At 61.4% G+C, this 12,990-nt stretch carries 12 protein-coding genes; 2 read left to right on the plus strand and 10 right to left on the minus strand.

All coding sequences use genetic code 11. From position 1 onward, the window contains the following. Window positions 1–49 precede the first annotated feature (49 nt). The 5 genes from AC5Y4Q_RS13505 to dndB are packed head-to-tail and all read right to left on the minus strand — an operon-like array spanning window position 50 to window position 6,540. Entirely contained in the window at window positions 50–1,492 is a 1,443-nt protein-coding gene (locus tag AC5Y4Q_RS13505) for a DNA phosphorothioation-associated putative methyltransferase (protein ID WP_125225134.1), read from the minus strand. After that, the gene (dndE, locus tag AC5Y4Q_RS13510; RefSeq protein WP_065143375.1) at window positions 1,489–1,881 is read right to left on the minus strand and encodes a DNA sulfur modification protein DndE; all 393 of its coding nucleotides are present in this window, start codon (window positions 1,879–1,881) and stop codon (window positions 1,489–1,491) included. Before dndE ends, AC5Y4Q_RS13505 begins: the two co-directional genes overlap by 4 nt. Window positions 1,882–1,883: 2 nt before the next feature. Beyond that, a complete protein-coding gene (gene dndD / locus AC5Y4Q_RS13515) occupies window positions 1,884–3,860 on the minus strand; it encodes a DNA sulfur modification protein DndD (protein ID WP_125225135.1) in 1,977 nt (658 codons plus the stop codon). Then, the gene (gene dndC / locus AC5Y4Q_RS13520; protein WP_125225136.1) at window positions 3,857–5,398 is read right to left on the minus strand and encodes a DNA phosphorothioation system sulfurtransferase DndC; all 1,542 of its coding nucleotides are present in this window, start codon (window positions 5,396–5,398) and stop codon (window positions 3,857–3,859) included. The genes dndD and dndC overlap by 4 nt, the downstream gene beginning before the upstream one ends. After that, complete coding sequence (gene dndB / locus AC5Y4Q_RS13525) at window positions 5,395–6,540, minus strand: DNA sulfur modification protein DndB (RefSeq protein ID WP_499959262.1); 1,146 nt, start codon at window positions 6,538–6,540, stop codon at window positions 5,395–5,397. Before dndB ends, dndC begins: the two co-directional genes overlap by 4 nt. A 99-nt stretch (window positions 6,541–6,639) precedes the next feature. On the opposite strand from dndB, the gene dndA reads away from it, so the two are divergent. Further along, complete coding sequence (dndA, locus tag AC5Y4Q_RS13530; RefSeq protein ID WP_125225137.1) at window positions 6,640–7,839, plus strand: cysteine desulfurase DndA; 1,200 nt, start codon at window positions 6,640–6,642, stop codon at window positions 7,837–7,839. Window positions 7,840–7,854: 15 nt separating this feature from the next. Here the strand turns inward: dndA and AC5Y4Q_RS13535 are convergent, their stop codons facing one another. From AC5Y4Q_RS13535 to AC5Y4Q_RS13555, 5 genes are all read right to left on the minus strand, one after another. Further along, a complete protein-coding gene (locus AC5Y4Q_RS13535) occupies window positions 7,855–8,073 on the minus strand; it encodes a hypothetical protein (RefSeq protein WP_065143379.1) in 219 nt (72 codons plus the stop codon). Window positions 8,074–8,091: 18 nt separating this feature from the next. Then, window positions 8,092–9,003, minus strand: a complete 912-nt coding sequence (locus AC5Y4Q_RS13540) for a hypothetical protein (RefSeq protein WP_125225138.1) — start codon at window positions 9,001–9,003, stop codon at window positions 8,092–8,094. Window positions 9,004–9,005: 2 nt separating this feature from the next. Continuing rightward, window positions 9,006–9,341, minus strand: coding sequence for a DUF8820 family protein (locus tag AC5Y4Q_RS13545; RefSeq protein ID WP_065143381.1), 336 nt, complete (start codon window positions 9,339–9,341; stop codon window positions 9,006–9,008). 197 nt (window positions 9,342–9,538) lie between these two features. Then, window positions 9,539–10,342, minus strand: coding sequence for a hypothetical protein (locus AC5Y4Q_RS13550; protein ID WP_185746638.1), 804 nt, complete (start codon window positions 10,340–10,342; stop codon window positions 9,539–9,541). A 620-nt stretch (window positions 10,343–10,962) separates the two neighbouring features. Beyond that, window positions 10,963–12,432 carry a hypothetical protein gene (locus AC5Y4Q_RS13555; protein WP_235663928.1) on the minus strand — a complete coding sequence of 490 codons (1,470 nt, stop codon included), beginning with the start codon at window positions 12,430–12,432 and terminating at the stop codon, window positions 10,963–10,965. A gap of 324 nt (window positions 12,433–12,756) precedes the next feature. Between AC5Y4Q_RS13555 and AC5Y4Q_RS13560 the strand changes: the two genes are divergently transcribed. Continuing rightward, window positions 12,757–12,942 carry a hypothetical protein gene (locus tag AC5Y4Q_RS13560; RefSeq protein WP_221740344.1) on the plus strand — a complete coding sequence of 62 codons (186 nt, stop codon included), beginning with the start codon at window positions 12,757–12,759 and terminating at the stop codon, window positions 12,940–12,942. The last annotated feature ends 48 nt before the right edge of the window (window positions 12,943–12,990 follow it).

Raw genomic sequence — 12,990 nt, forward strand, 5'->3', positions numbered from 1 at the left:
CACCATGCCCGCTTGCCCGAGCATTTGTTGAACGAAGACAACCGGCTGCTCAACGACGTGCCAATCGATGCCCCCGAAGCGACATACCGGCCGCGTCCAGGGTGGCCAGCCAACCCTTGAGCGTGCCGATGTGCTCGGGGTGCTCGTAGAGCCCGGCCTTCGTCTCTGCCCGCGTCAGGCGTTCGTACAGTGAGCGTTTCGGATGATCTGGTCCGACAAACTCCTCCTTGCGGTGAAGCAATGGGGGATTTTGCGAGCGGCTGTAGTCACGCCAATCGACACTGAGCCTCCGGAGATTCACGGTTATAGCCGATCGCAGGGTGGGGTGCGGGTCGCGGTCGAAGTCGGGGTAGGTGAGGTAGGACACTTGCGGCTCGGTGACCGACAGCTTCACGAGGTTAGCGTGTTCCACGGTGCCCGCAAGGACGCGACCGCAACCCTCATACACGCGCAGGACCGGCGGCAGTAGCCCGAGTGCAGATCGGTGTACGTACAGCGCGGACGGTGTCTGCTTACCGACGCCGCTGCTTCGGGCTGAGACGAGCACTATCGCGGGGTCACCGGTCGCGAGCAGCAGCCGGTCAGCTTGGAGGCACGCGTCGCTATACTTGCCGAAGTGAGCTTTGATATCTGCCGCAAGGGTTTTCGCTAGTTCACTGTATCGCGGGCGCCGACCAAATCGTGACATCGCGATGTAAACGAGTAGCTCCTGGCGCCGCTGCAGCGCGACCTGTTCCCAATATCCGTCATCGGTAACCTGCCGAATAAGGTTGGTAGCACGGGCAATACTCATGAACTGCTCCCGAATGCGAGCCGCGGCCTCCCCCAGTTCGTCGGCACGGGGCGGTCGAGCGTGGACGCGAAGGAAGTCAAGCAACGGTGCCAAAGTCTCTTGATGGGCTTCGTACACCGCGTGCGGATCGACGTGCACACGAGGCCGGTAGGTGTATGCCCGTGTCGCGAGGAACTCGTGAGCGAGGGTGGTGTCGCGGAAGACGTAGAAGATGCCTGGTGCCGCGGCGATGGGTTTGACCCCGAGCGTCTCTTCGATCCATGTTGCCAATTCGGCTTGCTCATAGAACTTTTGGAAGGTGCCGGTCCTCGTCACGACCCCATCGGCGTGGGGCCGACCTTCAAGGTCTCTCGCTTCCCATACCAGCCTGGCAGAAACGATCAGCACCTGCGCAGCGAGATTCCAAGCGCGCTGCAATGTCTCGCGGCGCTCGACCCGGTCCTCAATGACGTTCACGACGTAGCCCAGGTTTACGACATCGGCGGAGCGGAGGGCAGTCCCCGGTCGGTGGCCCGGGTCCCACCCATCACTCCGATATCCGAGCGCGCTGAGGTTCCGCAGATCATCGCCCCGCCCGCAGCCGTAATCGAACACGGACAAAGAGGTATTCAGAACACCGTCGGCCACGGCCAGCGCAATCGGACGGGACAACGCCGCGCGCGTCATCGCTGTCCGGTGACGCGCGACCTGCTGCGTCATGCGGCTGGCGGCTGGTCCAGTGCGACAGTCGCGAGCCCGGCGATGTTGGTTACACGGGGATCTCCGACGAGGTAGCCGATGCCTCGATGAAGGTGCAGGCGCAGCTGTTGGCTCACGGTGTCCTCATCGGTCGGGAGACCATCGACGTGGCACCGGTAGCGCACGAGCGCGAGTAGCTCGTCGCCATACTCACCGGCGAATACCCGCCACGTCATTTCGACATTGCTGTCGAAGACAAGCTTCGCTGATGGGGGCGGTGCTGCCTCGGCTAACGAACGGCACAACGCCCACCGGCACAACACATTCCATTGCGTGATGCCTGTACGACGCTTCAGAGTGACCAGCTGGTCGCGTCCCGTCGTTGTCAGCCTGATGTGTTCGATACCCATACTTACTCCCAGAAATAGCCGGGTCGGATCGTGGTGGCGTTGGTGGTGCCATCGAAATCCAGCTGATACATCCGCCCTACAAACGGCCGCAACGTCTTCAACGCCGCTTCATCGACCTCGGTATCGGTCGAAAGCAGTACTACCTGGTGCGCAGCATGAGGGAAGTACCGTTCAACGAGTCGACCACGGTGTTCTCCGTCGAGGCGGCCGAGCGGCGTATCAATGACCATCGGTAGCGGCTGCCCAGCGGCTTGCGCAAGGCCCCAGAGCAGCGCGACCGCGAGTAATTGACGTTCACCCGCCGACAACTCCGTGGCCGCAAGACTCTGACCGTCCGACCCGACAAGCTCCACCGCGTACGTGGTGGGATCGATCCGAACGTCAGTGACTAGACGATCCTTTCGTAGCAGCCGCCCGAGGGCTTCAAGCACCAGCCTCGATATCTGACCGACATGGCGTTCAGCCGCTTTGATCTTCAAGGCGTCCAGGGTTTTTCGTGCGCGTTCGGCGTGCTCCACGAGGCGACGGTCATCGTCGGCGTCGAGTGTGGCCCGCGCCGCCTGGTCCATGGCGGCCTCGTACGTGGTGTCAGCGCGAGCACGCTCCTGCCGTGCCGCCTCCAACCGGTCTTCAGCCTGAATGAGCAAGGCATGGCAGCGCACCGCGTGCTGCGAGGCCTCGTCGAGTTCTTGCTTGATCGTCGCCAGCGCCTCCGGGTCTGGAATGGCGACGAGAGTCCGCTCGGCCTGCTCCAGCTCTCCCGTGAGCTTGTCCCGCCGGTCCACGAGCGATAACAGTCGCTTGCGCGATGATGGCAGGATGCTCGACTGCAATGCGTCAACCGTGCGGCCGTCAGTAAGCCCGCTGATCATCGGGACTCGCGCCGACGCCTCCTGGCGCTCGGCGACGTCAGTCGACATAAATGATTTCAGTGCTGTCAGCGCCGCCCCGCGTACTTTCGCTTTCTGCAATTGGTCTAGCAGTACCTGATCTCGTGCCGCAACGACATCGATCACGAGTGACTCACGGTGTGCATCCTGTTCCAACGCAACCTGATTCGCGAGTGAAGCCAGCAGGTGGGTCGCCTGCAGAAGAGGAGCCGCTTCGGCCGCCTCGGCGCGTAGCTCTTCGTCAACATCAGTAATCTGCTGACGAACCAGCATCAGACGCGCCTCTGCCGCCTCACGTTGCTCGAGTAACCCACCGCCAGCGGCTCGATATTGCTCGGTGACTGCATTCAGGCGCTTATCGGCCCGCTCCGCCTCCACCTTCGCAGTGCCGACCTGCTCTTGGGCGAGTTCCGCGGCTTGGCGCGCGTAGGTGACGGCGGTCCGGTTTGCCTCGACAAGTTGGCGCAGCTCCTCAGGCACCTCGGCGCCACGGTGGCGACGACGGATCACGGCCAAATCCATTGCCAGGCGGTCGATCAGATCCAGCCCAAGCAGAGCGGCAAGCGCGGATTGCAGCACACGTTGTGACTGTTCCAGATCAGCCAGCGCTTCAATTTGCTCGCCATCGAAGAAGAACAGGCCAGCGATACCGCGTGGGATAAAGCTCTCGACATACTCGCTCCAGGCCGATGCAAGGGCTTCATCGAACTTCCCATCGACCCATACCAGAACGAATTCGCGGAGAGCAGCACCGCCGCCTTGCCACCGACGCCTGATCCGATAACTGTGCTTCACTCCCTGCTGGAAGACGTGGAAGGTCAGCTCGACGGCGGCGCCTTCGGAAGCAGGAATGCCGTGGTGGATAAGGCTTCTGAGGTAGCTGTCGTAGCTACCGGTGCGCCGGCGACGCGCTTGGGACAGCACCCCGTAGAGGGCCAGATGGATGGCTTCGAGGATCGTCGTCTTACCAGCACCGTTCAAACCGCCGATGAGAACAACGGGCTTCTTCGAAGATGGTGGTGTCAGCCGGATTTCGTTCTTTCCTCGATACGTGCCGACGTTCTCCAAGATGAGCGAGTCAAGAATCACTGAGCGACCTCCTCCCCTGACTTCTGCCGCACGTATCCATCGATGATGTCGAGAGGGTCAGGTTCGTCCGTCGGATCGCCGTTTCGCTCCATGGCGGCTTTGCGTCGGTGCGCACGGAGGGTGGCGTCAGTCTCGTCGTCGTAGAAATTCCGTCGAATCGCACCTTCGAGCGAATCGAACAGTCCGGCACGACGAGCCTGAGACTGGTATCGCTGTTCGATATCGAGTAGTTCGCGGACGAGTTCAAAGTGCAATCGATCACCATCGGCTACTTCCCGCAGCGTCTCAATCAGTTCCGGGCCCAAAGGCAGATGCTCGTCGAGCGGTCCGCCGGGGTAGGGCCTGCACATGGCTTGTTCGTAGATGCCTGGAAGGTGGTCCTCGAACTCGTGCTTTTCCACAACCCAGATCCGGCGGATCTCCTCGAGCTCAGCTTGTGTAATCAGGTCAAGGGACCGGACGTACTCGGGTCCCTCTTCCCGGATGTACGCCTGTGCCTCAAGCAATCTGCGCAGCCAGTCCTCACGTGAGGCTTGGGTGTACGGTCCGGGAATCGGCTTGCCGTGGAAGAGCTGGACCGCCCCGTTCATCCGCCGGAAGTCACGGAGGTGCCGGTCGTCGGCGACATCGAGTGCGTTTCGGAGATCAAGCAGCGGCAGCATCCACTCCTTCTCCTCGTCGTTCTGAATCATCGCCGACATCGACTTGTCTTTATCGACGAGTGTGCACGTCCAGCAACCGAATCGACTGTCGCCGCAACTCGGCGTGCTGGAGTCGACAACCAGCGGGCATTCGCCGTCCGGCGAGGCGCCCTGGTACATGGTGAGTAGCTCTTTGTTGGAATAGCCCCACGGATTCGCTTCTTGCATCAGGAAGGTCCACACGTCATCGTTGGACCAGTCCTCAATCGGCGAATAGACGAGGCAGTTCGGCAGGGAATTGTTCGGGCTCAGGAGATCTCGCACCCGGCGCGCTTGCAGTTCGGTCATTCGATGGGACCGCCCCGAACTCTCGGCCTTGCGCGTTCCTAGTACGAGGATGGCCTCCCCGTGTGCTTTCACCATCTCGCGGATGAATGAGTTCGACGGCTTGATCTTCAGGCGTTCGGTGCACCACCGAAACTTCGGCCGAGGTGCGGGGTAGCCCCGACCGATCAGGTTGACCCAGAATGTATCCGCCACCGCCGGAGTCAAACGATGGGGTGCGATGGGAAGTCCACCCTCACGCGCCGCACTCTCTATTACCTCCAACGAATGCGTCACCCACGCGGCGACAACCGGGTTCTCGACCAACGTGTCGGTACTAATCACATGGACGGGCTTGTGGCGCTGCTTCTCCGAAAGTCCTTTCAGCGCAAGCCATACGATCTGCAGAACGGCAGTCGAGTCCTTGCCACCCGAGTAGCCGACCACCCATGGCACGTCGTCAGCCGCATAAAGTTCCTGCGTCTTGTTGACGACCGTTTCGATGGTCGCCGCGAATCCCAGTTCGTCGAACGCCGATCGCCGCTTCGGCGAGATAGGCAGACTCCGCTTCATCTAACCCCTCCTTGAAATGCGTCTTCTGCCCGTTGTTCGTCTGGTGGCAACGGCAGCCCCATTACAGCGCGCACCGCCGCCGTAGTGAGGAGGACGTTGGCGGCGCTCTTCGATACGCGCCCGCCGATGACGGCGCGGCCCTCCCACATGCTGCTTGACCGGTGCCAGTCCAGTTCGCGCAGCTTCTTGAGGGCTGTCGACCATGCCCGGACACCCTTGCTTTGGCTTAAGAGACTGTTGCCGACCTTGCCTAATGCGTGCAGGACGATGCCATGTGTGTGAATGAAGTCCTGCCTCACTTCGCCGGCCGTGATCTCCCGGTTGAATACCTGCTCCCACTCCGGGAACTGATCAGCCACCAACTCCCAGTACTTTGCCGTGAGGTCAACCTGGCGCTCGAAGTCTTCCTCGATCCCATCGAGCAGCGCTTTCGTCGCTGTGTAGAACGCCGACAGCGTGAACAGCTTTCGTGACCGCTGCGCAAGGTTTGACGTCTCCATCTCGGTGAGATCGCGCAGAAATGGCGAGCGCATGACGACAAGCCTTGTTAGCGCTGATATCTCGTCCCGATGGTCGTAGAGCACGCCTATCGATTTGGCGGGCCGTACCGCGTACCGGTTGAGATCGGCGAACATTTGTTGGCAGCGCTCTAAGCCAACGTCGAGGAACATGACAATCGCAATGCTCTCGTCGCCTAGAGCGGGGTTCTCGGCCAACGCCTGCTGAATGCCTGCACGTCGGTGCTGACCGTCGTTGATGACGAAGCGGGCCGACATCGGGATGGTGAGCGTGCCGACCCGCTCACTGGGCCCATCGCTCGCAATCGGCTCGAAATGAACATCGGCATCCACGGAAGCGGTCAGGGCAGAGAAGACGTAGCTGTCACTGTTCTCCACGATGTATCGCGCGATCTCCGGCACCCGCCCTTTGTTGAGGGTGCGTTGCGCGCGCAGCTCCGGCGTCAGCTCTTCCTCATCGAACAGAAACATCCGAGGGATGAGCCGCAACGGGCACATCGTTACGTAGTACTCGCGACCGGCCTGAACCCCTCTGATAGCTGGGAAGACGTACTCAAATCCGGCAGCACGGGGTCGACCTGCGGTTTCGGGCGAATGATGCGGGGCAGCGGTGGTTTGCGTCACCTCTCATCCTCCTACCGTATTTGTTCGGAAAACGCAATCCGTACACGTGGCCGCGTTTCTCCGAACGCATGTCAGAACCTACGCGTACCGTCTTGGATCATGACGGTAGACACGCCCACCGACAGATCCGCCGCACCGGGTTCTCCGGTCTCAGAAACCGCTGGCCGCCCCATCTATCTGGATTGCAATGCCACGACACCGGTGGACCCACGGGTATCGGCGGAGGTGATGACCTACATGGCGCACGAGTTCGGCAATTCGGGCAGCCGTACGCACGGATATGGGCAGATCGCCAAAGAACGCGTGGCCCTCTCCCGAGAGCAGGTAGCCGCAGTAGTCACCGCCCGTCCCGATGAGGTGACATTTACGAGCGGCGCAACGGAGAGTAACAACCTGGCGATCCTCGGCTTGGCGCCCTCAGGTGAGGCGGCTGGCAGGCGCCACATCGTGTCGACCCAGATCGAACACAAAGCGGTGTTGGAACCGCTCGCTGCGCTCGTGGATCGTGGTTTCGACGTCACGCTGGTGCCGCCAACTCGCGGCGGATGGGTCGATCCGACCGCTATTGCCGACGCCATCCGCCCGGACACGCTCCTTGTATCGGTCATGGCCGTCAACAACGAGACCGGCGTCATTCAACCAATCGCCGACATCGCCGCGGCGCTGGACCAGCATGACGCCTACTTCCACGTGGACGCGGCCCAAGCATTCGGCAAGCTCATCGAGCCCCTGCGGTCTCCACGGATCGACATGCTCAGCGTCTCCGGACACAAAGTCTTTGCGCCCAAAGGCATTGGCGCGCTTGTGACCCGGCGCCGCGGTTTCCGGCGCATCCCATTAGCACCACTGATGTTCGGTGGCGGGCAGGAGCGAGGACTCAGGCCCGGCACGCTTCCGGTTGCGCTGATTGCCGGCCTTGGCCTTGCCGCCGAGCTGGCGCTTCGTGAATACGACACCCGATCCGAGCGCGTTGCGGCGATCAAACGGGAAGCACTGGCCGCATTGTCGCCGCTCGAAATTCAACTCAACGGTGACGAAGCGCGCACGGTGCCGCACACTCTCAACTTCTCAGTGCCGGGCGTCGACGCCGAAGCCGCCATCGTCGCCCTCAAGGACGTCGTTGCGGTGTCGAACGGATCGGCATGCACCTCTCAGAAGTACGAACCGAGTCATGTTCTCGTCGCCGCAGAACTTCCGAAGGAGCGTATCGACGGTGCGCTCCGATTCTCTTGGAGCCATCTCAATAATGACGTGCCGTGGAGCACTGTCGCACAACGACTCTCACGATTAAGAGGGTGAGAAACCGAGGCGACACTACCCAGCCGTGTCTACCTTGATCGTCCGCACAACGTAATCGATCGCAGCGTTGACATCGTCTAAGTCGTTCTGCTCATGCGTGATTTGGTCGGTGGAGCGGTCTGAAATCTGCACGGCGACACCATGGTAGGTGACGTTGATCAGTATGTCGTACTCATCCGGAAGCATGATGACGCTGTTCCTTTTCTGTTCCGTAGTGACGCTTTCCAGTTCCATAGAGACATTTATGGCTTCCTATCCCTCATGCTCGATCGACAGCCAGTCGTCGAGGCTGATGCCGAACGCGTGCGCTTGGCAGAGTTCGGCGTCGCGTAATTGGGCAACCTGCGGATCCACCCACTCGACGAACTCACGCTCGGGGTGGCTGGCGTCGCGCATGTGAATGAAGTAGTCGTACTTGCCATACCCCCGCTTACGGTCGCGGGCCATGCGCGGCGGCAGTTCCAAGCGGTACAGGGAGGTGCCGCGGACGCCGCGGTCGATGAGCGTTGCATCAGAATCAATCACCAGCTGTTCAAAGGTGAGGTACTGCAAGGCAACCGCCCGTTGATCGGCGTCGGCGAGCGCGGCGATGTCCTGGATGAGCAGCTCGTGGTTGATCACTTGGAAGTACAACCGCCTGTCGAAGTGGACGCCGTGGAGGAAGTGGTAGCCGTGGCCATCGGGCCAGACGATCGCCATGCGGACGCTGTCGTCGTGAAGGACATCTGTTCGCCCCTCGGCGAGCCGCACGACTGGTGTTGGCACAATGATCGCCATCCGATCGGCGGCGATCAGCCAGCCCAAGCCACTACAGCTTGCTTCACCGATCGCGCTCTTCAAACCGACAGCATTGTCGGCGGAGATGACGACGAGGTCACTCAGCCAGAAGATGCGGCGGCTCGCGACGTATCGCCGTGCCCCATGTCCAAAGACCAGCCGCTGGATGCCGCCCAGGCGTCGGCGGTCCTCGTCCAAATCCTCGAGTGTGCGTGCACTCTGCCGAAGCGGATGGTCCGCCAGCCGCGCGTCGACCCGGTGCGCCGCCGCCAATCGCAGCGCTTCATCGAGATTGGCCACCACGACGTACTTGGTGCCGGTGTGCGCGCCGAGGGATCGATAGAACGCGGCGACGAGCTCAACGACTCGGGTCCGGCTGAAGGCCATGGTCAGTCGGCGACGACACGCCGCGGCGCGACTGACGATCGGACGTCGAACTCGGTTTTGCGAATGACCTTCCATGCGCCCGCCGGAACAACAATCTCTCGGTGCTGCTGGTGGGTCTTGTGGTGGCGAAGCGGGGTAGGCCGGTCGAGGTCGACGAACAGGTCACCGTTCGCCGCGACGATCTGCTCGAAGACGTCATCGCTCTCGAGTACGTGGTGATGACCCGATTCACTGTGCCCGACAATGCAACTCGTCACCTGTGCACTGGTGCCGTTCGGCGTGGCATCGATCGGCAGCAGCAGAATCTCGCCGTGGCGGATAGGAGTGCGGTGAGCCATCGGTGACACCTTTCGATGGGAGTTCGGCGGGACAGCCGCGCGGCACGCGATCAGAAATCACCCACGCGACATGGCCACTGATCGTACAATTGTTCGAACATCGGCGCAAGGTGTGGGCAACGCCACATCTACTGGATGTGCTACGTATTTTGTTTAGCTGCAAGCTATTTCGCATCGGCGATCTCAGCCAGCAAATACTAAGGGCTAGGCCACACCACCTTGGCCCGGTAGCGATCCGGGTACAGGCCAACGACTGCTTTCTTCTTCAGGAGTTGCGGTGTCTCATTCTTCGACCACTCAAGCCAGTCCCGGACAGCCTCAATTGGATCGGCGTCAGGGCCGACCGGCAGGGCTCCCACGAGCAGGTCGACGGCCCGGCCGACGAACTGCTTGCCTCGAATCTCTAAATCCGCTGGACGGTACCCGAATTCAGACGGTCCGAAGTCCGCTTCCGTATGGCGGAATGGGTGCATGCGCACGGCCGGATGCCTGGCATAGAAGCTATACACGTCAATGTCTTTGACCCCGTTCTTGCCGTCAAGGTAGTGAAGCGCACCACCTTGGCAGAGTGCGATCAGTAGCAAACGGTCGCGATACACCGACAGATTAGGACTGCGAGCGAACATGGCGGCCTGGTCATCGAGCGCAATCTTGACCAGCCGGTCGAGGTGTTCGCCGGTGAACGGCTCATAGCTTCGCTCGGATGGCCGGCCCACTGACATTGCGCTGAGCTTACGGACCATATCGCAACTCATCGTTGCTTCGATCGCGGGTTGTCGGTGCCAGCTGGAAGCATCGAAGGCGTGGAAGACGAGCGTGAACAACCCGACGGCCGGAAGGAACGGATCACCCAGCGCACGGTGGACAACGTCGACGACCACAACGAGTGTCCGTTCTGTCTGGGTCGCGCCGCCGCACATCGTGGTGACGGTGACAACTGCAACCCGTTCCCGAAGGTTGATTTTTCCGAAGGTTCGCCAGATCGGTACGAAGACGATCACTGGCTATGGGCGATGGGTCACGCGGTCGGGTCCGAGGAGCCGGGCGGACTGCTGTGGTTTGAACAACCCAATCGCGGTCATGACGCATGAGTAGTTCGCTTTTCCGATTTGCTGTCGCTGATACGTTGGTGGAATGAGCACGGTATACCGCAGGGCGCGGGACTCGGTGGAGACACCGCAGCCCCTGTCCGTCCTCATCCGGGGGTAGCGGGCAGGGGCCAGTAGTCCCCTGGAGGCACTGCCTTGTCCCGCACCGACGCCCACGATCCGTTATGGGTTCGACTTGCCCGCGGCGATCTCACCGCCGACGCGCAGCACGCATCCGATCACGCCGTCTGCGATCTTCCCGAACGCCCTCCCACCAATTGGGATGGGTGGTTGCCAATGACTCACTGTCACTGGACTTTCCGCTACACCGGGATCAATGTCTGCTCGTGCTGGATGTGCCATGGGGGTCCGCAGCATCGACAGGAGAATCGCAATCAGCGACATCGCGATCGCATGGCACTGCGCTCCGCGCTTCGCCGGTGGCGTCTCGGTGATGAGTCAGCGTTCGACGATCTCGCTCCGCCATCACGCGTGTACTACTGGTAGCCGGCCGAGGCCTGGCGTGTGGGTGATCACCAATAGCCAGAACCAAACCCCAGCCGCGTCCTGAACTCCTGCACCTCGGCGTACCCCGGCGGCTTGATCTTCGGCTGATGGATCGGCTTCGACAATGGGTCGCGCTTGGCCGTGTACTGCTTGCACCACTGCAGCCATTCGACCGCTGCCACGCGTTCATCATCGTCGGTGAGGTGCTCAATGCGGTCAGCCATGTCCGCGAGGTAGTGACGCAGCCTACCGACCAGCTCCCAATCGTTGAGGTCGGCAATCAGCCGTTCGCTGAGCGCGTGCTGCACGTATGCCTGGCGGGCGAGCTCATTTTCACGCTCGATCCGCTTCTGCTTCTCGACCTCGGCGAGGCGTTCGGCTTCGGTACGTTCGGTGTGGATGAGCGCCCAGCGCTCGAACAAGGTCATGACGTCCGGCAGCCGCGACTCCAGTGAAATTGTCTTGGTATCCGACCACGACACCTCTGACGAGTAGCGACTGTCGGTGTTCAGCGTGATTGACAGGCGCCCTGACGGTACATAGTCGTGGGTCGGGATCCGGTACCACGATTCGCGATTGGCGCGTTCGAGTTCCTTGCTCGTCGCTTCGTGCGGTACTTTGTCTTTCAGCTGAGCGATCCCGACCGAGCACTTGATCGGCGTCACGCCGACTATCACGCAGCCGGACAGCCGGTCACGGTCGTGGTAGCCGTACCCGCGAGGCTCCCGTCTCGGCCGCTCCTGCACGGTGTAACCGCGAGCTTCGGCCTCTCGTGCCAGGGCGTGCAACAAGCGCAGCGCTCGCTGGCGCTGCGGTGATCCAATCGAACTCAGCCGATTCTCACTGCGCAGCGCTGCCACCGCGGGGTGCCAGCGCCCGATGCGTTCGGCAGCTACGACCTCGGCTGGCGGTTGCGTCTTCCACTCCGCTACCGACGACAGCCGCAGCACCTTGTGGTAGTAGTCGACGCCATCCATCAGGATCACTTGCTGGCCGTCTGGTGCCATCTGCCGCCGGTTGATAATCGCGACCAGGCTCCCGTAGTTGGTGTCATCGTCACGGGTGTTGAGCTCCAGGACGCCACCCTCCTCGATGATGTCCTGCAGCAGTTTTCGGGTTGGGGTCGGTTCATCGGGCGCTGGCTTGGTGAGCGGTCGTTGCGGCCTACCTTGCTCCGAATGCGCCAACCGCATAATCCGGCTATACGATCGCCGCTTATTTGGGAAGTGATCAGTCGGATAGTCGCCGTGCTTCAGATAGTAGGCACCCGCAGGCTCGATCGTCGCCTTCCAGCCGCCTTTCTTGGTGACACTGGCAAGCCGCCGATTCTGCAAGGCCGCGGCAGTTGCTTTGTACGAAGAGCTTGTCCACCGGCCATCTGGACAACCCTCGTTGATCCAACTGAGTACATCGAGCTGGCGGGTGTTGAGTGGAGTATCAAGGGCCACAGGGTATTTCATCACTCCCCGGGCCAGCGTGCTCGTTTCGGTGGACACCGATCAATAAGACTGATCGGCACTCACCTCGAGCTGGCCGAAAACGACGACCACTCCTGAGTCGAAGTGCCGATGCGTTCCGCCGAGCACGCCGGGGCGACACGCGACACGCCGGACAACGCCGACATCCCGAGGCTTTGTCCACAGCAAACTACACTGTTGTGATTCGGGATCGGCTGGCCTGACCTGCGGAAATCGTACGTTCTCCACAGACGCAGCCCGTCTGAACGGACCGTATCCCCAACGCCGCCGATTTGTTGCGACATCGAGATACCAGACGGCAAACTCACCCTGCGCGTCAACGGAAAACTCCACCACATCGGCATGGGCCGAACCCTCGCCCGAACCCCCGTCCTCCTGCTCATCCACAACCTCGACGTCCGCATCATCGACGCCACCACCGGCGAACTACTCCGAGAACTCACCATCGACCCCACCCGCGACTACCAACCCACAGGCAAAGACCGCTACGCACGATGGCACCAAAAACGAAAACAGGCCGAACAATGAGGGTTCAGCCTGTCCGGGATCTCCCGAGAGATCACATGGTGGAGCTAA

Source organism: Mycobacterium sp. NGS16, assembly GCF_059813225.1.

Coding starts and splice junctions, on each gene's coding strand:
- AC5Y4Q_RS13505 (WP_125225134.1), bottom strand. CDS start 1,492: ATGACGCAGCAGGTCGCGCGTCACCGGACAGCGATGACGCGCGCGGCG.
- dndE (WP_065143375.1), bottom strand. CDS start 1,881: ATGGGTATCGAACACATCAGGCTGACAACGACGGGACGCGACCAGCTG.
- dndC (WP_125225136.1), bottom strand. CDS start 5,398: ATGAAGCGGAGTCTGCCTATCTCGCCGAAGCGGCGATCGGCGTTCGAC.
- dndA (WP_125225137.1), top strand. CDS start 6,640: ATGACGGTAGACACGCCCACCGACAGATCCGCCGCACCGGGTTCTCCG.
- AC5Y4Q_RS13535 (WP_065143379.1), bottom strand. CDS start 8,073: ATGGAACTGGAAAGCGTCACTACGGAACAGAAAAGGAACAGCGTCATC.
- AC5Y4Q_RS13540 (WP_125225138.1), bottom strand. CDS start 9,003: ATGGCCTTCAGCCGGACCCGAGTCGTTGAGCTCGTCGCCGCGTTCTAT.
- AC5Y4Q_RS13545 (WP_065143381.1), bottom strand. CDS start 9,341: ATGGCTCACCGCACTCCTATCCGCCACGGCGAGATTCTGCTGCTGCCG.
- AC5Y4Q_RS13560 (WP_221740344.1), top strand. CDS start 12,757: ATGGGCCGAACCCTCGCCCGAACCCCCGTCCTCCTGCTCATCCACAAC.